Origin of the sequence: Pseudomonas xantholysinigenes, from assembly GCF_014268885.2 — a bacterium.
Lineage (GTDB): Bacteria > Pseudomonadota > Gammaproteobacteria > Pseudomonadales > Pseudomonadaceae > Aquipseudomonas > Aquipseudomonas xantholysinigenes.
On sequence record NZ_CP077095.1, the window covers coordinates 1197831 to 1217545 of the forward strand.

Below are 19715 nucleotides of genomic sequence, written 5' to 3' on the forward strand. Positions count from 1 at the left end.
TATGGAAGGGTTGGGTTAGAAACTGCTCTGGATCTTCAAGCCGCCGATCAACGCATCGTCGACCCGCGACACCCCGCCTGGGTGGCGGATGTACTGCAGGTTCGGGCGCACGGTGAGCCAGTTGGCCAGGTGGATGCCGTAATAGAGTTCGGCGCTGTATTCGGTGTCTTGCACCGGCAGGTAGCCGGGATTGTCGTAGTCGTCCAGCTGGGCGACCTGGTTGTGCAGGCGGGCGTTCTTGCGATAGCCAGGGTTGACGTGCACGCGGGCCAGGGCGAAACCGATGTCGTCCTTGGCGCGGGCGTCGAAGGGCCCCTTGTAAACCAAACCGGCCTGAACATAGTTGTCGATGGCATTGGTCTTCTTGTCGTGCACCGTGGCATTGGCGAACAGGCTCAGGCCGCGCGACTGGTCGGAGGCCTGCGCAGTCACCTGCTGCTGGGCGCCGAGCCACATGCCGTGCTTGCTGGAGCTGCTGCGGTAGGCGGCGCCACTGATGGCGGCCGGCTGGCCGTTGCTGTCCTTGAGAACATCTTGTGCCTTGGCATTACTGTAGTAGTAGCCGGCGCGATATTCCCCTTTCAGGTCATTGATCCGTGGGCTCCACACCAGTTCCACCGGCATCACCGCGCCCTGGGTGCCGCTGCCGCTGAGCTTGAAGCCGTTGCCGCTCTCCAGGTTGGAGGGGTTCTGTTCGAACACGCCGACCTGGGCATAGAGCTGGTCGTTGAGGTTGTAGCGCACGCGCAGGGCCCATTGGCTGACCGGCCAGTTGTACCAGATGCCACCGACCCAGTTGCCTACCTGCGAGCCGCAGAACGCCAGGTTCTGGAAGTCGCAGGGGAAGCTGTTGAAGTCCTCGCCTTCGCCGAAACGGCCGAATTTCACGTCCAGCGCGCCGTCGAAGTATTTCTGCTTGATCCACATCTGGGTCAGCCGCCACGTCTCACCACGGCCCCAGACTTCCTGGGCCGAGGTGAAGCCGCCAACCCGAGGGTCGTTGATGCGGTCGTTGCTGATGTTGTCGCCGTGGCGCTCGGTGACGGTGAGCTGGAACTCGGTGTCGTGCCAGCCGAGGATCTTCTGCAGGTCCATGTTTACGCCGAAGGTGAACTGGTCGCTGTAGCGCGCGGCGCGGTCGTGGCTGTAGCCACCGTGCAGGTTGCTGCCCATCTCGCCGGTGTAGCCGAGGGTGAAGTCGTAGCCTTTTTCCAGCAGTTCACTGCGGGTGCCGCCCCAGTCGCCGAACATCCACGGCGAGTCCTTGGCGAACATCTCGTGGGCGCTGGTGGTGGGGGCAAGGCCGCCGAGCAGGGTGGCGAGGGCGAGGCCGGTGTAACGGGTGTTGGGCAGTTGCAACATGAGATAGCGCTATCTTTTGATTGTTGAGTAAACGGCAAGCGCAATGAAGCGCGGGTCTTCAAGGGAAGACGGCTGCGAAGGGTGGAAAGTGAAGCGATTCAGCTTGCGGCGGGGAGGATATAGGGGAAGTTGTAAGAAAAAAAGACAAAATGTCGCAGGGGATTGTTGCTGATGGGGTAACAGTCAACGTCCCCATCGTGGGGCAAGCCCGCTCCCATGGTGGGAGCAACTGTCTTGCCTGGATCTTTCAATCTGGCACGCCCACTGTGGGAGCGGGCTTGCCCGCGAACACCGGCGTAGCCGGTGCCAGACCCCGCGTTGCTTGTTTCGCGGCGGTTCGGCGCCCCGATAAACCCGCTCCCACAGGTATGGGGCTGACTTGAGCCTTGCACGGACGCTGTGGGAACAGCTGTCTTGCTCGGATTTCTCAAGCCGGCGCGCCCCTTGTGGGAGCGGGCTTGACCCGCGATGACGTCAGAACGAGGTGCGCAAACCGACCTGCACACTGCGCCCCGGCGCCGGCGCGATATCGCGCAGGATCGAGCTGGCATAGCGCACCGTCTGGTCGGTGAGGTTCTCGCCGCGCACGAACGCCAGCCACTCGCTGTGGCCGATGTCGAAGCGGTAGCCGACGCTTGCCCCCAGGGTGGTGTAGCCATCGGTGCTGGTCTCGTTGGCCGGCTTGCGGTGCTGCGAGGCGGCATGCTGCACGTCGACCCGCGCCTGCCAACGGTCCAGCGTCCACACCAGGCCACTGTTCAGGCGTAGCGGGGCGATGCGCGGCAGCGGCTCGCCGCTGTCGAGGTTCTTGGCCCGGGTGTAGTCGCCGGACAGTTCCAGGGCGAAGCTGCCGTAGCGGTTTTCCAGCAACTGCCAGCGGTCCTGCGCCTCGATGCCATAGAAGCGCGCCCGCACGCCCTGGTAGGCGTACTCGGGGATGTCGCCGTGCTCATGGTCATGATCATGGTCATGATCGTGATCATCGTGGTCGTGATCGTGGCCCTCGCGTAGGTTGCCGGTGCCGATCAGGCCGATGTAGTTGCGAAAGTGGCTGTAGAACACGCCGACGCTGCCCTTGTGCGTGCCGTTGTCGAAGCGCAGGGCCAGGTCGGTGGAGATGGCCTTTTCCTTGTTCAGGTTCGGGTCGCCGATCTCGTAGGCACCGGTGGCCACGTGGGCGCCGTTGGCGTACAGCTCGTAGAAGGTCGGGGCGCGTTCGGTGTAGCCGAGGTTGGCGGCCAGCGACCACACTGGGTCGAGTTGGTACACGGCGCCGGATGACAGGCTGAAGGCGTTGAAGCTGCTGGCGCTGTCGGCGCCGGCGAAGGTTGCGTTGCCCTTGGCGTCAGGGTCGACTCGGGTGTGCTCCAGGCGCGCGCCCAGGCTCAGGTTCAGGCGCTCGGTGGCCTGCCATTGCTCGAGCAGGAACAGCGCCAGGCTGTCGGTGTCGGTGTGCGGGACGAAGGCTTCTTCACCCAGGGCGGAAAACTCGTTGCGACTGACCTGGGCGCCGATCACGCCCTCCACTGGGCCCAGCGGCTGGTGACGCGCCTCGATACGGGCTTCGTAGCCTTTGTTCTTGAAGGTGGTGTGCACCTCGCCGCTTTCGATTTCACGGTGCTGGTAGTCGGTGTAGCCGGCATCGATCTTGACCGAGCTGAACGGGCCATCGAGGTCGCGCAATTCCGAGGCGAAGCCATAGTGGTCCTGTTGCATGTCCAGGCGCACGCCGGGTTCGGCCACCGAACCGTAGTTGCTGTCGTAGCGGCTGTAGGACAGGCCAGCATAGCCGTGATCCCAGTGGTAGGCGCCGCCGATGGCACCGCCGTCCTGGCGGCCGTCGCTGTTTTCCAGGCGGTGCTTGCCGCCGGGCTCGTCGGCGTCGCGCACCTTCGAGCTGCGCGCATAGCCGGGGATGCGCAGGTCGTTGAATTGGCGGCTGTTGGCGTCCAGGTGCAGGGCGAAGGCGCCGTTGCCGGCTTCCAGCTTGCCGGCGCTGCTGCGTGTGGTGTCGGCGCCGCCGTAGCGCAGTTCACCGGCACCGTGGATTCCCTCGATGGGCGAGTCGGGGATGCGGTTGTCGAAGGTATTGACCACGCCACCAATGGCGTTGCCGCCATACAGCAGCGCGGCCGGGCCACGGACGATCTCGACCCGCTCGACGGTGACCGGGTCCAGCGGCACTGCATGATCATAGGACAGCGACGAAGCATCGAGTGCACCGACGCCATTGCGCAGGATGCGAATGCGATCGCCGTCCAGGCCGCGAATCACTGGGCGGCTGGCGCCGGGGCCGAACCAGGTGGAGGCGACGCCGGGTTGCTTGTTGAGGGTTTCACCGAGGCTGCCTTGCTGTTGCTGCAGCAGGGCATCGCCTTCGAGCACGGTACTGGGCGCGGCCAGCTGGGCGTTGCCCAGAGGGTTGGCGGTGATTACCTGGGGTTGTAGTTCGACGGCCTGGCTGGGAGAGGAGGCCAGCCAGAGCGCGACGGCGAGGGGCGAGAGGTGAAGCGGCATGTGACGCATGGGGAAGTGGCGTTCCTTGGCAGTAATTTTGTGCTGTTACAATATAACATTTCTATTTCAGCACAAGCGATTCGGCATTGGCCAGTACTTTCATGGGCGGGTATCGCTCCTGCAGGCCGCTACAACACAGGCCATCGATGCCACTCCCCCACTACACTCGTGTAAGGTGCGCACCTTCCCGAACCTGGAGCATTGGCATGAGCACGGCCCAACACAACGCGCTGCACGGCAAGACCCTCGAGCAAATCCTCACCGAGCTGGTGGCGCACTATCAGTGGCAGGGCCTGGCCGAGCGCATCGATATCCGTTGCTTCAAGAGCGACCCGACCATCAAGTCGAGCCTGACTTTTCTGCGCAAAACCCCTTGGGCCAGGGAAAAGGTCGAGCAGTTGTACGTGAAGCTGCAGCGCAAAGGCTGATGCCACGCCGCCCCTGGCTAACCCTGGCCGCGCTCCTTGGCTGGGCGGGGTTGGCGATCCAGCTGTACCTGGTGCTGCTGGCGCGCTGGCAGGAACAGGCCAGCCTGATCGGCGGGCTGGTCAACCTGTTCTGCTTTTTCACGGTCTTGACCAACACCCTGGTGGCGACGGTATTGAGCCAGGCCGCGTTTGGTCGTGAATCGGCGGCGCGGCGCTGGTTTCTATCTCCAGCGATCAGTGGTTGTGTCACCGCCAGCATCGTCTTGGTGGCCCTGGCGTACAGCCTGCTGTTGCGTCACCTGTGGCAGCCCCAGGGCTGGCAATGGCTGGCGGACGAACTGCTGCACGACGTGATGCCGCTGGTGTTCGTCCTGTACTGGTGGCTGGAGGTGCCCAAGGGGCGATTGCGGCTGTGGCACCTGGCGGCATGGGCGTTGTACCCGACGTTGTATTTCGCCTTCGTGCTGTTGCGCGGGCATGAGATCGGGATCTATCCCTATCCGTTCGTTGACGTGGCACGGCTGGGCTATGGGCAGGTGCTGGTGAACGCGCTGGCGGTACTGGCAGGGTTCTGGGGGATTGGGCTGCTACTGCTGGGCTTGGACCGCTGGCGAACACGGGCATAGCCCGTGCCATGCACCGTGTCGCTTGCTTCGCGGGTAAACCCGCTCCCACAGGTATAGGGCTGGGCCTGCCGCAGTCATTTTGGAAGCAGCTGCCTGGCTTGTATTTCTCAATCTGGCGCGATCCCTGTGGGAGCGGGCTTGCCGGCGAACCGGCGTAGCCGGTGTCATGCACGCGCTTCCACAGGTTTGGACGTCAGGCGTAATCACTCGTCTTCTGGAGTACCGTCGGCACGCCAGTAGGCGACCGCTTTCAACGCATCTTCCTGGATGCCTTTCTCCAGCAGCAATGCCTTGGCCTGGCGGGTCAGGCCTTTTTCCAGCGCTACCCAGCCATACAGGCGGCCTTGGGGCAGCGCCAGGTTGCGCACCAGATCCAGCACATCTTCCTTGTGCCGGCGCACCCAGATCACCTCGACCTGCGCCTTGCTTGCCAGCGCCTGGCGCTCCTGCTCGTCCTCGATCTGGATCACCGCCAGTACCTGGCGGCCCGCCGGCAGCTCCTCGAGGCGCCGGGCAATGGCCGGAATCGCCGTTTCATCGCCGATCAGCAGGTAGCTGTCGAAGATATCCGGCACCACCATCGAGGCCCGCGGGCCGGCGATGTCCAGGGTCTGGCCCGGCGCGGCCTGGGCTGCCCAGGTGGAGGCGGGGCCATCGCCGTGCAGGACGAAATCGATATCCAGTTCGTTGTTTTTCAGGTCGATGCGCCGTGGCGTGTACTCGCGCATGGTTGGCCGGGCGCCGCCGTCGCGGCCCAGGTTACGGGCATCGATTGCCTTTTGCTCTTCTGCGTTACAGGCGAACAGCACTTTGACATGGTCGTCGCTGCCGACGCTGGTGAAACCGGCCAGCTCCGCGCCACCGAGGGTAATGCGGCGCATGCGCGGGGTGATGTCGGTGACCCGCAGCACATCGAGGCGGCGCTGGCGGATTTCGTGGTTGACGCGGTGGATGCTGTCACTCATGGGGTGTCTTCCTTAACAGGTACAGGTGCGGCCGGCCCGGAGGCGATGGCCTTGGCGGTGTCGTTGAGCAGGGTGCGGACCCGCTCGATCTCATCGGCGGTCCAGCGCCCGCTGTGCATCTGCAGGGCGTGGCGCAGGTTGCCGACGGCTTCATGGATTTGTGGCGGTCGCTCATGGCCGCGCAGGGCACGCTTGCTGACTTCGAGGCGCATGCGCACGCCGTCCAGCGCCACCGCCTGGTCGGCCAGCGCGGCGCGGCCGATGTCGGTGATGGTGTAGAGGCGCTTGCTGCCTTGGGTGGTGCCGGTGATCTGCTCGGCTTCCTCGAGGTAGCTGAGGGTCGGGTAGATCACCCCAGGGCTGGGGCTGTAGCTGCCGTCGAAGAGGCTTTCGATCTGGCGGATCAGGTCGTAGCCGTGGCCGGGTTGCTCGGCGAGCATCGACAGCATCAGCAGTTTCAGGTCACCCGGGGCGAATACCCGTGGGCCGCGCTCGCCACGACCGTGGTCGCGTTCACCACGGCCGTGGCGGCGCTCGTGAAAATCATGGGAGGCATGGTCACGCATGATGCAGGGCTCCTTGTGGTGAGATATATCGTGAGATATTACTCAAGATATATCGCAATACAAGCCCTTAAATACGAATTATTACTATCTGATTAGTCGATCGGTCGTCACTCTCAAGGTTGTGAAGCTACCTGCGGCACTTTGCAGGCATTGGGATTGCCCGGTTCCAGATAGGGCATGAGGATCGGCGCCATGCCCTTGAGCACTTGCACTGGCAGCGCCGAGGTGAACTTGAAGGCTTCGGCCGAACGCCCTGGGACGAACGCCGTCAGGGTGCCGAAATGGTTGTCGCCGAGGAAGAACACGAAGGTGGCGGTGCGGTTCAGCGAGCGTGAACCGATCAGCCGGCCGCCGGCACCGAAGCTTTCGATGCGGTTGTCGCCGGTGCCGGTCTTGCCGCCCATCACCAGCGGGGTGCCATCGTGCAGCTTGAAGCTGCCAGAGATACGCCGCGCGGTACCGGCATCGACCACCTGCGACATGGCGCCCTTGAGCGCCCGTGCCACTTCCACCGGGAGAATTCGCTGGCCACGGTCAGGGTCGCTGGTCAGTTGGGTCTCGTAGGGCGTGCCCTGGGCGAAGTGCAGGGTGTCGATACGCAGGGTCGGCAGGCGCACACCGTCGTTCTGGATGATCCCCACCAGCTCGGACAGGGCGGCGGGGCGGTCGCCGGAACTGCCGATGGCGGTGGCCAGCGACGGCACCAGGTGGTCGAACGGGTAGCCGACGCGCTTCCAGCGCTGGTGGATGTCGGTGAAGGCCTCGATCTCGACCATGGTGCGGATGCGGCTGTCGCGGGCGCCCTGATGGCGGCTCTTGAACAGCCAGCCGTAGACCTCCTGGCGCTCGAAGCGGCTGGCGTTGAGGGTGTCCTTGAGCGAGGCGCCGGGATTTTTCAGCAGGTAGCCGAGCATCCACAGGTCAAGCGGGTGGACCTTGGCGATGTAGCCCTGGTCGGGCAGGTCGTACTTGCCAGGGCCATAGGCGTCGTACATTTCCACCAGGCGGCCATCGGTGAGCTTGGCCATGACCAGCTTGTCGCCCTTGCTGTGGGCGCGGACGAAGGCGTTGAAGGTTTCCTGGCTGGCCTCGGGGAACAGGTAGCGATGTACCGCGGCCAGGCGTTGCGGGGTGACGCGCAGGCTGTCGAGGAAGGTGTCCAGGCGCTGTTGCGAAGTCTTGCGCTGGTACTTCTTCCAGAACCGCATCATGTAGTTGGTGCCTTCGCGGTCGGCGAAGCGTGACAGGTACTCCTGGCGCCGTGGGTCGCTGTCGTCCTTGAGCAGCGGCTCGCGGTTGAACGGCTGCTGGTAGGTGACATAGCGCACGATATCGCGCATCAGGCGGATGAACGGCAGGTTGATCGACTCGCGCAGGGCGTCCTTGAGGGTCGGGTTGCGGCCGTTGTCTTCCTTGCGGAAGTTGTTGAACACGTGCATGCCGCCGCCGGTGAAGAACGCCTCGCCGGTGTTGGCCGAATACTTGCGCTCCAGCGCTGCGTCGAGCATGGCGTCGAGGCTCTGGTTCTTGCTGTTGAGGGCCAGCCATTCCAGCGACCACTGGGTGATGCGGTCGAGCTCGGCCACCGGCACCTGCTTCAGCTCGGCGGCGGGTTTGCCGGCGTACTTGTCGTGCAGCTCGGCGATGATCTCCAGGTAGGTGGTGAGCACTCGCAACTTGGCGGTGGAGCCGAGCTCCAGCTTGCTGCCCTCGTTGATGTCGAAGGGCTGGTTGGTGCTGTCGGTCTGCACTCGAACCCGCGAGCCGTCGGCGGTGCGCTCGAACAGGGTGAAGCTGTAGCTCACTTGGTCGGTGGTCTTGGCGGTGAGCAGGCGTTCGCCGATCAGGCCGATCTGCGCGGCGAACACCGGATCGGCGAGGTTTTTCAGATACTGGCTGACCTGCACCTGGAGGTCGGCTTGCAGGGTGCTGGTGGCGGACAGGTCGAGGCGGTCGAGGTCGTACAAGGGGCGGTTGAGCATGGCCGCCAGGCGGTTGCGGGCCAGGCTGATGCCTTTGTTGGTGATGATCGGCACGATGGTCGGCTGCGCCACCCAGTCGCGGTACACCGCCTTGCTGGCCAAGGCGGCGGCGGCCAGCGGCTGGTCGATGATGGCGTTGGCCGCCAGCACGCGAATGTGCGCATCGGTAAGCTCCGCCAGCTCGATGCGGCCCTTGGACAGGTAGTGCGAAGGGCGGCGCTGGGCGATCATCAACGACAGCACCTGGCGCAGGGCCAGGCCTCGCTCGGCCAGGCTCTTTTCATCATTGGCGGTGGCGTTGAGCGCCTGGTTGACCTGGTCGAAATCGGCGCCATACCAGACCCGCAGCCCTTCGGCCATGCCGTGCACCTCGCCGTGCCCGGGCACCGCCGACAGCGGCACGCTGTTGAGGTAGTCGCGCACGATGCGCTCGCGCGCCTCGGTGGTATCAGGACCACCCTGGTAGGCGCGCACGCTGGCGGAGATCATCTGGCGGATCTTCTCGGCGCCGGAAACGGTCAGCCCGTCCGGCGAGTGGCGGTATTTTTCCAATTGGGTGGCCAGGGTGCTGCCACCGGCGGATTGCCCCGGCAGGGCAAGGTACTTGGCTATCTGGCTGTAGGCGGCCTTGGCGAAGCGTGGCCAGTCCACTGCGGGGTTGTTCTGCGGGTCTTTCGGGTCGAGCAGTTCGCGGTTCTCGATGAACAGCAGGCTGTTGACCATCACCGGCGGGATCGCGGCGAAATTCGGATACAGGTGCTGTGGGTAGTTGTACTGGTACAAAGTGTCGCCACGGCAGTCGGTGATCGACAGGCCAGCCTGGATCTTCTCGACGTAGGGCACGAACAGGCCGTGCTCGACATAGTTCATCAGCGCCGGCGAGAAGCGCACCTGCTGGGTGATCAGGTAGTCGCGCTTGAGCAGTCGCGGCAGGAACTCGCCCAGGGCGCTGTAGCCCAGGCGCTTGTCGAACGGGCCTTCGCCGGGGTAGACGATCGCGTCGCTGGGGCCGGGCTCCAGGGCATAGGTAAGGGTGCCGGCCAGGCGGCTGAACTCGCGGGACTGCACGCGCGAGGTCTGGATTTCGTCATAGGCGGCAAAGCCCACGGCGACGATGGCCAGCACCAGGATCAGCAGGATCAGGCGCCACCACAGCCGACGCTGACGTGGGGTCTTGGGCAAGGGGGCTTCAGCCTGAGGTGCTTTGGGTGCTTCCGTTCTGGTTGGTTCCGATTGCCACAGTGCGCCCATAGTCTTGAGTCCGGCCAGGTGTTTTCGCGTTACTTGTCTGAAGCTTAGACGGTGGCCGGGTTTGGTGAAAAATTTGTAGGAGGCATCGGATTGCTTCGTAAAAACATGCGCCTTTGGTGCGACTTCCATTCTGCGGCAATGTTGTTAAGGTAGCTGCCCCATTCCTGTGCGTGGGCGGAACAGGGCCGAAATGCCCCTCCGTAGCGAGGCGTTTGGCCGAGAATTCTCGCCAAATTTCCTGCTGTATATAGTGAAAAGCCCTACAGGTGCCTTCCTATACTGCTCGACCCCTTCGCCCTGCCGGTGCCCCGAGCCCCGGTGGACAGGTTGGCCCACAAGGCCGCCTGGCGTGACGACGCCCCGCCTATCGGCCGGGCCGGTGCTGCACGAAGGTCAAATCCAATAACAAAATGAGGTTGTATTGCTATGCCCGTCGGCAACCACCCTGCCCATGGCGAGTCCGCCCAAGGCGGCCCGCTCAAGCGCGAGCTGGGCGAACGGCACATCCGTTTGATGGCCCTTGGCGCCTGTATCGGCGTCGGCCTGTTCCTCGGTTCGGCCAAGGCCATCGAAATGGCCGGCCCCGCCATCATGCTGTCCTACATCATCGGTGGCCTGGCCATCCTGGTGATCATGCGCGCCCTCGGCGAGATGGCCGTGCACAACCCGGTCGCAGGCTCCTTCAGCCGCTACGCGCAAGACTACCTCGGCCCGCTGGCGGGCTTTCTCACGGGCTGGAACTACTGGTTCCTGTGGCTGGTGACCTGCGTTGCCGAAATCACCGCAGTGGCCATCTACATGGGCATCTGGTTCCCCGATGTGCCGCGCTGGATCTGGGCGCTGATGGCCCTGGGCAGCATGGGCGCGATCAACCTGATCGCGGTCAAGGCGTTCGGCGAGTTCGAGTTCTGGTTCGCCCTGATCAAGATCGTCACCATCATTGCCATGGTGCTCGGCGGCATCGGCATCATCGCTTTCGGCTTCGGTAACGACGGCGTGGCCATGGGTATCTCCAACCTGTGGAGCAACGGCGGCTTCATGCCCAACGGCGTGACCGGCGTGCTGATGTCGCTACAGATGGTGATGTTCGCCTACCTGGGCGTGGAAATGATCGGCCTGACCGCCGGTGAGGCACGCAACCCGCAGAAGACCATCCCGCAAGCCATCGGCTCGGTGTTCTGGCGCATCCTGCTGTTCTATGTGGGCGCGCTGTTCGTGATCCTGTCGATCTACCCGTGGAACGAGATCGGTAGCCAGGGCAGCCCGTTCGTCATGACCTTCGAGCGCCTTGGAATCAAGACTGCCGCCGGCATCATCAACTTCGTGGTGATCACCGCCGCGCTGTCGTCGTGCAACGGCGGCATCTTCAGCACCGGGCGCATGCTCTACAGCCTGGCGCAGAACGGCCAGGCCCCGGCCACCTTCGCCCGCACCTCGAAGAGCGGCGTGCCGCGCAATGCGCTGCTGCTGTCGATCGGCGCGCTGCTGCTGGGCGTGCTGGCCAACTACCTGGTGCCGGAGAAGGTGTTCGTCTGGGTGACCTCGATCGCCACCTTCGGTGCGATCTGGACCTGGGTGATGATCCTGCTGGCGCAGCTGAAGTTCCGCGCCGGGCTGAGCACTGCCGAGCGCAATGCGCTGAAGTACCGCATGTGGCTGTGGCCGCTGAGTTCGTACCTGGCGCTGGCGTTCCTGGTGCTGGTGGTGGGCCTGATGGCGTACTTCCCGGATACCCGCGTGGCGCTGTATATCGGCCCGGCGTTCCTGGTGCTGCTGACGGTGCTGTACTACGCGTTCCGCCTGGCACCTAAAGAGGCGCAAGCGCTGACAAGCAGTGTCTGATGTGAAATAGAGGGGCTGCTGCGCAGCCCTTTCGCGGCACAAGGCCGCTCCTACAGGGAGTACGTAGCGCCTGCAGGAGCGGCCTTGTGCCGCGAAAGGGCCGCAAAGCAGCCCCCGCGATCGATCAGGCCGCCACCTCGCTGTGCGGCTCGAAACTGTCGGCACGAGCCAGTTGCCACATCCGCGAATAGAACTGCCCATTGACCTCGCCGGTAAGCAACTCGCCCGGCTTGAGGAACACATGCATCTGCGAGAACAGCTTGATCTCGGTGGCCGAGATTCGTCGTACCAGGTGCTTGGCCTCCAGTTGGGCTGGGTGTTCCAGCCCCGCCGCGGCGAGCATCTCGGCCAGCGCACGCAAAGTGTTGTGGTGGAAATTGAGCACCCGTTGGGCCTTGTCCGGCACCACCAGCGCCCGCTGGCGCAGGGCGTCCTGGGTGGCCACGCCGGTCGGGCACTTGTTGGTATGGCAGCTCTGCGACTGGATGCAGCCAATGGCGAACATGAAGCCACGCGCCGAGTTGGCCCAGTCGGCGCCGATGGCCAGCACGCTGGCGATGTCGAAGGCGCTGACGATCTTGCCGCTGGCGCCAAGCTTGACCTTGTCGCGCAGGTTCAGCCCCACCAGGGTGTTGTGCACGAACAGCAGCCCTTCGCGCAGCGGCACGCCGATATGGTCGGTGAACTCCACGGGGGCCGCGCCGGTGCCGCCTTCCTTGCCGTCGACGACGATGAAGTCGGGGAGGATGCCGGTTTCCAGCATGGCCTTGGCGATGCCCATGAATTCCCAAGGATGGCCCAGGCAGAACTTGAAGCCCACCGGCTTGCCGCCGGACAGTTCACGCAGCTGGGCGATGAACTGCATCATTTCGATGGGGGTGGAGAAGGCACTGTGGCGTGACGGCGAAATGCAGTCCTCGCCCATCATCACGCCGCGGGTCTCGGCGATTTCCTCGGTCACCTTGTGCTTGGGCAGGATACCGCCATGGCCGGGTTTGGCGCCTTGGCTCATCTTGATCTCGATCATCCGCACCTGTGGGTTCTGCGCTTGGCTGGCGAAACGTTCGGGGTCGAAGCGGCCGTCCGGGGTGCGGCAACCGAAGTAGCCGCTGCCCAGTTCCCACACCAGGTCGCCGCCATGCTCGCGGTGGTACGGGCTGATGCTGCCCTCGCCGGTGTCGTGGTGGAAGTTGCCCAGCTTGGCGCCCTGGTTGAGGGCGCGGATGGCGTTGGCGCTGAGCGAGCCGAAGCTCATGGCCGAGATGTTGAAGATCGACGCCGAATACGGCTGGCTGCACTGCGGGCCGCCGACCACCACGCGGAAGCTGGCCGGATCGGCCAGCGGCGCCGGGCGCATGGAGTGGCCGATGAATTCGAAGCCCGACTCGTAGACGTCGATCAGGGTGCCGAAGGGCTTGTCCGAGGCCTCGTTCTTGGCCCGGGCGTAGACCAGCGAACGCTGGGCGCGGGAGAAGGGCAGGGCATCGCTATCGGACTCCAGCAGGTACTGGCGGATTTCCGGGCGGATGCCTTCGACCAGGTAGCGGATGTTACCGAGGATCGGGTAGTTGCGGCGCACCGCGTGGCGTTGCTGCAGCAGGTCGAACACGCCGATCAGGCTGAGCACCCCGGTGGTCAGGGTGAAGGGCCACAGCCAGTCATGCGCGAGGAACGGTAGGCTGGCGAGGGTAAACAGCACGCAGGCGGCGAAAAAGGCGTAACGACTGAGAAGTGACAGGCTCATACGGGGTCCTTGCGAATGGCGCGGTCAGGCTCAGGGGCCTGGGGCAAAGCCCGACCATAGCCCGGTTGGACGACGCTTTGCCAGCGTGGGGGCGGATGAAAAAATGAAAATTCGAGTATCGAAAATCATTCGCAATATATTATGTTATAAAGTATCACTTTTATCTTGAGGAGTTTGCGTCATGAAAGCAGGTATTCACCCCGACTACCGTCCCGTGCTGTTCCACGACACCGCTGCCGATGTGTACTTCCTGATCGGTTCAACGGTGGACACCGAGCGTACCCATCTGCACAGCGACGGCCAGACCTACCCTTATGTGGCGCTGGATGTATCCAGCGCCTCGCACCCGGTGTACACCGGGCAGCAGCGCAAGACCACGGTGGAAGGGCGGGTGGCCGGGTTCAACAAGCGGTTTGCCGGGTTCCAGGCCAAGCGCTGAGCCTGCCTCGGCTCAAGGGGGAGCATCCTTCGCGTCGCCGGGTTCGTCAGCAAGGCTGGCTCCTGCAGTGTGTGAAGGGACGCGGCGAGGTATCCTGCGTCCCCCCAACCCACCACGAGCCAGCCATGCCCAAGATCATCCACATCGCCGCCGCCCTGCTCATCGATGCCCAGGGCCGCACCCTGCTGGTGCGCAAGCGCGGCACCCAGGCGTTCATGCAGCCCGGCGGCAAGATCGATGCCGGCGAGTCGCCGGCCCAGGCGCTGGTGCGCGAGCTGCATGAGGAACTGGGCCTGCGCGTCGATCCGGTCCAGGCTGTGCACCTGGGGCAGTTCAGCGCCCCGGCGGCCAATGAACCGGGCTTTGAGGTTCACGCCGAGCTGTTCCGCGTTCATTGCAGCGAGACGGTATGCCCGGCGGCGGAAATCGAAGAGGTGACCTGGCTGAGCGTCGACCAGGCGACAAGCTTGAACCTGGCTCCTCTGACCCGCGATCTGATCCTGCCGCTGTGGCGCGAAGGCCTCAACGCACCGCGCTGACCCCATCGAGGGTGGCGAACGAGGTGTCCTTGGCGGTCAGCAGGAAGTCGCGCATGTACGGCGCATCGAGCATGTCGGTGCGCACTGCCGCGTACAGCGTGGCGAACAGGCCTTTTTCGCCCAGGCGCTTGCCCTTCACATAGCCCCGCGAGCTGTATTCGTGCAGCGCCCAGTGCGGCATGCCGCACACGCCGCGGCCGCTGGCCACCAGTTGCATCATCATCACCGTCAGCTCCGAGGTGCGCACCGCGGCCGGTTCGATATCGGCCGGCTCCAGGAAGCGGGTGAAGATGTCCAGGCGATCGCGTTCCACCGGGTAGGTGATCAGGGTCTGGTCGAGCAGGTCCTGGGGCACGATGTACGGTTTGCTGGCCAATGGGTGCTGGTTGGCCACGGCGAGCATGGCCTCGTAGGTGAACAGCGGCACGTAGGTGATGCCGGCCAGGTCCAGCGGGTCGGAGGTCACCACCAGGTCGAGGTCGCCGCGGGCCAGCGCCGGCAGCGGGGCGAAGGCGAAGCCCGAGGCCAGGTCCAGCTCCACCTCCGGCCAGGCGTCGCGGAACTGGTCGATGGTCGGCATCAGCCATTGGAAGCAGCTGTGGCACTCGATGGCCATATGTAGGCGCCCGGCGGTGCCGCCGGCCAGGCGCGCGATATCGCGCTCGGCGCCGCGCAACAGTGGCAGGGTGGCGTCGGCCAGTTGCAGCAGGCGCAGACCGGCGCTGGTGAAGCGGATCGGCTTGGTCTTGCGCACGAACAGCGGCAGGCCCAGGCGCTCCTCGAGCTCCTTGAACTGGTGCGACAGCGCCGATTGCGTCAGATGCAGGCGCTCGGCGGCCTCCACCAGGCTGTCGGCTTCGCGCAAGGCATGAAGGGTTTTCAGGTGGCGGATCTCAAGCACGCGGGCTCCGGTAGCAATCTTTGCGGGAAATCACAGGGTTGTTGAGTTTCCCTCATGTTTGGCGCTGTTGTCGACTGCCTGGCGCGCGCGACCGCTCGGCAAGGTTCACGAAACTGTCACGGTTTTGTGGCAGCGCGACCGAACGGATTTCATCAGACTCGCGCTCTACTGGGGATCTGCATTCTGGTGTTTCTTTCATGCGGGCGTTTCTACTTTTCTTCTTTCTACTGGCCAGCGTGCCGGCAAGCTTCGCCGATGACCGCTGTGACGTTCACGTACCGTCGCAACGGGCCGAGTTGGGCAAGCTGAGCCTGGTCTACCAGAGCGTCGGCGCGCCACGCGATCCGGCCTTGCTGTTGGTGATGGGCCTGGGCGGGCAACTGATCCACTGGCCCGACGACGTGGTCGAGGCGCTGTGCCGTCAGGGCTTTCGGGTGATTCGCTATGACAATCGCGATGTTGGCTTGTCACGCTGGAACCAACTGCCGGCCTCGGCCAACCTGACCGTCGAGTTGCTGCGCTACAAGCTGGGGCTGCCGGTGTCGGCCCCCTACACCTTGATCGACATGGCCGATGACGGCGTGCGCCTGATGGACGCGTTGCAGATTCGCCAGTTTCACGTGCTGGGGGTGAGCATGGGCGGCATGATTGCCCAGCACATGGCCGCCATGGCGCCGCAACGGGTGCGCAGCCTGACCCTGGTGATGTCCAGTTCGGGGGCCGCCGGCCTGCCGGCGCCGAATCCGGCGTTGGTACGGCTGCTGGCGCGGCGCAGCGCGCCGAGCCGCGAAGTGGCGATCGAGCAACAGGCCGATCTGCTGGCGGCCCTCGGCAGCCCGCAGGTCAGCGACGATCGCGCGGTGTTGCGCCAGCAGGCGGCGGTGGCCTATGACCGGGCGTTCAATCCAGACGGGGTGAAGCGCCAGATCATGGCGATCCTGGCCGAACCGAGTCGGGTCGAGTTGCTCAACCAGCTAAGGGTGCCGACCCTGGTGGTGCATGGCACGGCCGATCCGCTGTTGCCGGTGATGCATGGGGTGCATCTGGCGGCGCATATCCAGGGTAGCCAGCTACGGTTGATTCCAGGGTTGGCGCATCGCTTCCAGGAGCCGTTCAAGGCCCCGTTGCTGGGGGCGGTACTGCCGTATCTGCAAGCGCACCGGCAGGATGTCACCCATCTCGCCGGGCTGTGAATCGGTGTGTGCTTGTTCGCGGGGATAAGGCAATGCCCGAGGCCTGCACGGTACCTGTGGAAGCGGGCGACTCCAAACCTTAGCCGAGCCCGTATTTCTTTACCTTGTCGAACAGCGTGGTCTTGGCCATGCCCAACTCCTGGCTGGCCTGGCTAAGGTTGCCGCCGGTACGTTGCAGGGCGTCGCTGAGCAGATTGCGTTCGAACGCCTCCACTGCTTCGGCGAAGCCCAACCCTTGGCTGGCGCCGCCGCTGGTACTTTTCTTGAACGCGGGCAGGCCCAGGGCATGGCGTTCGGCAACGTTGCGCAGCTCGCGGACGTTGCCCGGCCAGTCATGGGCCATCAGTTGCGACAGGGTCTGGCTGTCGAGGGTCGGTGCTTCGCGGTCGAAGCGCAAGGCCGACTGCTGCAGGAAGTGCTCGAACAGCTGCAGGATGTCTTCGCGGCGCTCGCGCAGCGGCGGTAGTTCGAGGGTGACGACGTTGAGGCGGTAGTACAGGTCGCTGCGGAACTGGCCGCTTTGGCCCAGGGCGCCGAGGTCGGCCTTGGTCGCGGCGATCACCCGGCAGTCCACCGGGATGCTCTGGTTCGAACCCAAGCGTTCCAGGGTGCGTTCCTGCAGCACGCGCAACAGCTTGATCTGCAGGTTGACCGGCATGCTTTCCACTTCGTCGAGGAACAGCGTGCCGCCGTTGGCGTGTTCGATCTTGCCGATACGGCGCTTGCCGGCGCCGGTGAAGGCGTTGGCTTCATGGCCGAAGATCTCGCTTTCGAACAGGTTCTCCGGCAGGCCGCCGCAGTTGAGTGCCACGAACGGTTGGCCCTGGCGTCGGCTGAAGTCGTGCAGGCAGCGGGCGACCAGCTCCTTGCCGGTGCCGGTCTCGCCTTCGATCAGTACGTTGGCCGAGGTGTCGGCGACGTTGCTGATCAGTTCGCGCAACTGTTCCATGGCCGGCGAGCGACCGATGATGCGGCCTTCCAGGCTGCTTTGCTCGGCCAGCTGGCGACGCAGGGCGAACACCTCGCGGGATAGCCCGCGCTGTTCCAGGGCGCGGCGCACCACCTCGACCAGGCGCTCCGGCGAGAACGGTTTTTCCATGAAGTCGTAGGCACCGTTGCGCATGGCGCCGACTGCCATGTCGATGTCGCCGTGGCCGGTGATCAGCACCACCGGCAGGCTGCGGTCACGGGCCTTGAGGCGGTTGAGTAGCTCCAGGCCATCGATGCCCGGCAGGCGAATGTCGCTGACGACGATACCGGCGAAGTCGTCGCCGATACGCTCGAGGGCCTGCTCGGCGCTGCCGACGCCTTCGCAGGCGATGTCTTCCAGGGCCAGTGCCTGCTGGCAACCGAGCAGCACATGCGGGTCGTCTTCGACGATCAGAACGGTAAGGGGCGCTTGGTTCATAGGGGCTCAGCCAGTTCGCTAGGGGGCGTGGCCAGGGGCAGGGCCAGGACGAACGCGGTACCGCCGCTGGCGGGGTGCTCGACGTTCAGGGTGCCCTTGGCGGCGGCGGCGAGGCTCGCCGACAGGGTCAGGCCCAGGCCCAGGCCGTGCTCGCCCGGTTTGGTGGTGAAGAAGGGTTCGAACAGGTGCTTGCGGGTCTCGGCATCGATGCCGTGGCCATTGTCGCGTACCCGCAGGCGGTATTTGTCGCCCTGCGGCTCGCCTTCCAGCCACAGCTGCGGCAGGGGCTGGGTGGCCATGGCGTCGAGGGCGTTGCCGATCAGGTTGACCAGGATTTGTTCCAGGCGGGTCTGGTCGATGGCCAGCAGCTGGTCGTCGAATTGCTGGTGCAGTTGCAGGTGGCAGGCACTGATACGGTTGCCCAGCACCTGCAGGGACGCTTGCACCGCCTTGTCCAGCGAGGCCTGGCCGCTGTCGTCGCCACGTCGGGCGAACGAACGCAAGCTGGCGGTGATGCGGCCCATGCGGTCGATCAGGTCGTTCATGGTGCGCAAATTGGCGCTCGCGGTTTCCAGGGCGCCCCGTTCGAGGAAGCGCACGGTGTTGCCGGACAAGGTGCGCAGCGCCGCCAGTGGCTGGTTGAGCTCGTGGGCGATGCTGGTGGACATCTGCCCGATGGCCGCCAGCTTGCCGGCCTGGACCAGCTCGTCCTGGGCATGGCGCAGGGTCTGTTCGGCATGGCGGCGCTCGCGGATCTGGCCCTTGAGGCGTTCGTTGCTGGCGCGCAGGTCGGCGGTGCGCTCGGTGATCTTGCGTTCCAGCTGGCTGTTGGCCTCTTCCAACGCTTCGCGGGCCGCCAGACGGGTGGCGATCACCTTGCGCCGCTCGTTCCAGGCGATGGCCAGGATCGCCAGCAGGGCGAAGGCCACGCCGACCAGGATGCCCTGCACCATCGATTCGCGGCGCAGGTCCTGCAGCGGGGTGAGCAGGGTGAAGTGCCAGGGCGTGTCGGCCAGCCGTCGGGTCTGGGCCAGGTAGGCCACCTCGCGCTGCTTGCCGTGCTCGGTCTCGCTGTTGGCCGGGAAGGTGAGTTTTTCCACGCCATCGGCCAGGGTTTCCCGGGCCAGTGGTTGCAGTTCGTTGAGCGGCCACCAGTAGTACTGCAGGCTGCGGGCCAGGCGCTCCTTGATCTGCGGGTTCAGCGGACGTACCGACTTCAGGCGCCGGGATGGGTCGCTGGAGAGGATGATGATGCCGTTCTCGTCGCTGACGAAGGCCTCCAGGCGTGCGCGCTGCCAGCGCTCTTCGAGGGTGTCCAGGCGTACCTTGATCACCGCCACGCCAATGATCTTGCCGTGTTCTTCCAGGCCGTGGGCCAGGTAGTAGCCGGCTTCGCCGGTGGTGCTGCCGATGCCGTAGAAGCGCCCGGGTTCGCCGCGCACGGCGACCTGGAAGTAGGCGCGGAAGGCCAGGTCTTCGCCGAGGAAGGAGTCGGCATCGCGCCAGTTGCTGGTGGCCTGGACCCGCCCGGAGGTATCGAGGACGAAGATCGCCCGGCTGCGGCTGCGCCGGTTCAGGCCTTCGAGGTATTCGTTGACGGCCTGGCGATCACCGGCGTCGGGGTCGGTGAGCAGGCGCGAGACGCTGTCTTCCAGCTCCAGCAAGCTGGGCAGGTAGGTGTACTTGCTGATTTCGCTTTCGACGGTACGCGCGTGCAGCTCCAGCTGGCGCTCGCCGTTTTCGCTGAGGGTACGGATGCCGTTGCTTTCGCTGATCAGGAAGCCGGCGAAGCCCAGCCCGACCATCAGCAGGATGACCAGGGGCGGGACGAGCAATTGGCGGATCAGGCGGGATTTCACGGCAGGTTGGGCAGGGCGCAGGAGCGAAGGGTCGCATTTCATCACAGTGGCCTTGTCACCACCAGCATCGGCTGCCCGGCAGGGCCGGGCAGC

The 19715-nt window shown here is 64.8% G+C and carries 15 protein-coding genes; 6 read left to right on the plus strand and 9 right to left on the minus strand.

Annotated features, from left to right (window positions below; all coding sequences use genetic code 11):
* Positions 1-15: 15 nt before the first annotated feature.
* Both HU772_RS05510 and HU772_RS05515 read right to left on the minus strand, forming a co-directional pair.
* Positions 16-1362 (minus strand): carbohydrate porin, encoded by a 1347-nt coding sequence (locus HU772_RS05510; RefSeq protein ID WP_186659127.1) that lies wholly within the window; start codon positions 1360-1362, stop codon positions 16-18.
* A 474-nt stretch (positions 1363-1836) separates the two neighbouring features.
* Positions 1837-3888, minus strand: a complete 2052-nt coding sequence (locus tag HU772_RS05515) for a TonB-dependent receptor (protein WP_186659125.1) — start codon at positions 3886-3888, stop codon at positions 1837-1839.
* A 197-nt stretch (positions 3889-4085) separates the two neighbouring features.
* Between HU772_RS05515 and HU772_RS05520 the strand changes: the two genes are divergently transcribed.
* Together HU772_RS05520 and HU772_RS05525 are read left to right on the plus strand one after the other, a co-directional pair.
* Positions 4086-4307 carry a VF530 family protein gene (locus tag HU772_RS05520; RefSeq protein WP_011532490.1) on the plus strand — a complete coding sequence of 74 codons (222 nt, stop codon included), beginning with the start codon at positions 4086-4088 and terminating at the stop codon, positions 4305-4307.
* Positions 4307-4933 carry a Pr6Pr family membrane protein gene (locus HU772_RS05525; RefSeq protein WP_186659122.1) on the plus strand — a complete coding sequence of 209 codons (627 nt, stop codon included), beginning with the start codon at positions 4307-4309 and terminating at the stop codon, positions 4931-4933. The genes HU772_RS05520 and HU772_RS05525 overlap by 1 nt, the downstream gene beginning before the upstream one ends.
* Positions 4934-5136: 203 nt before the next feature.
* Here HU772_RS05525 and HU772_RS05530 read toward each other — a convergent pair whose 3' ends face one another.
* From HU772_RS05530 to HU772_RS05540, 3 genes are all read right to left on the minus strand, one after another.
* Positions 5137-5898: a siderophore-interacting protein gene (locus HU772_RS05530; RefSeq protein WP_186659120.1), complete on the minus strand. Its 762-nt coding sequence runs from the start codon at positions 5896-5898 to the stop codon at positions 5137-5139.
* Entirely contained in the window at positions 5895-6464 is a 570-nt protein-coding gene (locus tag HU772_RS05535; protein ID WP_186659117.1) for a PadR family transcriptional regulator, read from the minus strand. Before HU772_RS05535 ends, HU772_RS05530 begins: the two co-directional genes overlap by 4 nt.
* 113 nt (positions 6465-6577) lie before the next feature.
* A complete protein-coding gene (locus HU772_RS05540) occupies positions 6578-9697 on the minus strand; it encodes a transglycosylase domain-containing protein (RefSeq protein WP_186659115.1) in 3120 nt (1039 codons plus the stop codon).
* A gap of 426 nt (positions 9698-10123) precedes the next feature.
* Here HU772_RS05540 and HU772_RS05545 point away from each other — a divergent pair, with 426 nt between their 5' ends.
* On the plus strand, positions 10124-11539 hold the full coding sequence (locus HU772_RS05545; RefSeq protein WP_186659112.1) for an amino acid permease: 1416 nt from the start codon (positions 10124-10126) through the stop codon (positions 11537-11539).
* Positions 11540-11663: 124 nt separating this feature from the next.
* On the opposite strand, the gene HU772_RS05550 is transcribed toward HU772_RS05545, so the two are convergent.
* Positions 11664-13283 carry an FMN-binding glutamate synthase family protein gene (locus HU772_RS05550; RefSeq protein WP_186659109.1) on the minus strand — a complete coding sequence of 540 codons (1620 nt, stop codon included), beginning with the start codon at positions 13281-13283 and terminating at the stop codon, positions 11664-11666.
* 181 nt (positions 13284-13464) lie between these two features.
* Between HU772_RS05550 and HU772_RS05555 the strand changes: the two genes are divergently transcribed.
* Complete coding sequence (locus tag HU772_RS05555) at positions 13465-13722, plus strand: type B 50S ribosomal protein L31 (RefSeq protein ID WP_186659106.1); 258 nt, start codon at positions 13465-13467, stop codon at positions 13720-13722.
* A gap of 125 nt (positions 13723-13847) precedes the next feature.
* Positions 13848-14261 (plus strand): NUDIX hydrolase, encoded by a 414-nt coding sequence (locus HU772_RS05560; protein WP_186659102.1) that lies wholly within the window; start codon positions 13848-13850, stop codon positions 14259-14261.
* Here HU772_RS05560 and metR read toward each other — a convergent pair.
* Positions 14245-15162, minus strand: a complete 918-nt coding sequence (gene metR / locus HU772_RS05565) for a transcriptional regulator MetR (protein WP_003258025.1) — start codon at positions 15160-15162, stop codon at positions 14245-14247. The two genes, HU772_RS05560 and metR, sit on opposite strands and share 17 nt — an antisense overlap.
* A gap of 197 nt (positions 15163-15359) precedes the next feature.
* Between metR and HU772_RS05570 the strand changes: the two genes are divergently transcribed.
* On the plus strand, positions 15360-16355 hold the full coding sequence (locus HU772_RS05570) for an alpha/beta fold hydrolase (protein WP_186659100.1): 996 nt from the start codon (positions 15360-15362) through the stop codon (positions 16353-16355).
* A gap of 79 nt (positions 16356-16434) precedes the next feature.
* Here HU772_RS05570 and aauR read toward each other — a convergent pair whose 3' ends face one another.
* Positions 16435-17712, minus strand: coding sequence for a two-component response regulator AauR (aauR, locus tag HU772_RS05575; RefSeq protein ID WP_437182426.1), 1278 nt, complete (start codon positions 17710-17712; stop codon positions 16435-16437).
* Between the two features lie 47 nt (positions 17713-17759).
* A complete protein-coding gene (gene aauS, locus HU772_RS05580; protein WP_186659095.1) occupies positions 17760-19664 on the minus strand; it encodes a two-component sensor histidine kinase AauS in 1905 nt (634 codons plus the stop codon).
* Positions 19665-19715 lie beyond the last annotated feature (51 nt).

Excerpts from the sequence above, each read along its gene's own strand:
- HU772_RS05510 (WP_186659127.1), bottom strand. The coding sequence starts at position 1,362 with ATGTTGCAACTGCCCAACACCCGTTACACCGGCCTCGCCCTCGCCACC.
- HU772_RS05515 (WP_186659125.1), bottom strand. The coding sequence starts at position 3,888 with ATGCGTCACATGCCGCTTCACCTCTCGCCCCTCGCCGTCGCGCTCTGG.
- HU772_RS05520 (WP_011532490.1), top strand. The coding sequence starts at position 4,086 with ATGAGCACGGCCCAACACAACGCGCTGCACGGCAAGACCCTCGAGCAA.
- HU772_RS05525 (WP_186659122.1), top strand. The coding sequence starts at position 4,307 with ATGCCACGCCGCCCCTGGCTAACCCTGGCCGCGCTCCTTGGCTGGGCG.
- HU772_RS05530 (WP_186659120.1), bottom strand. The coding sequence starts at position 5,898 with ATGAGTGACAGCATCCACCGCGTCAACCACGAAATCCGCCAGCGCCGC.
- HU772_RS05535 (WP_186659117.1), bottom strand. The coding sequence starts at position 6,464 with ATGCGTGACCATGCCTCCCATGATTTTCACGAGCGCCGCCACGGCCGT.
- HU772_RS05540 (WP_186659115.1), bottom strand. The coding sequence starts at position 9,697 with ATGGGCGCACTGTGGCAATCGGAACCAACCAGAACGGAAGCACCCAAA.
- HU772_RS05545 (WP_186659112.1), top strand. The coding sequence starts at position 10,124 with ATGCCCGTCGGCAACCACCCTGCCCATGGCGAGTCCGCCCAAGGCGGC.
- HU772_RS05550 (WP_186659109.1), bottom strand. The coding sequence starts at position 13,283 with ATGAGCCTGTCACTTCTCAGTCGTTACGCCTTTTTCGCCGCCTGCGTG.
- HU772_RS05555 (WP_186659106.1), top strand. The coding sequence starts at position 13,465 with ATGAAAGCAGGTATTCACCCCGACTACCGTCCCGTGCTGTTCCACGAC.
- HU772_RS05560 (WP_186659102.1), top strand. The coding sequence starts at position 13,848 with ATGCCCAAGATCATCCACATCGCCGCCGCCCTGCTCATCGATGCCCAG.
- HU772_RS05570 (WP_186659100.1), top strand. The coding sequence starts at position 15,360 with ATGCGGGCGTTTCTACTTTTCTTCTTTCTACTGGCCAGCGTGCCGGCA.
- aauS (WP_186659095.1), bottom strand. The coding sequence starts at position 19,664 with ATGAAATGCGACCCTTCGCTCCTGCGCCCTGCCCAACCTGCCGTGAAA.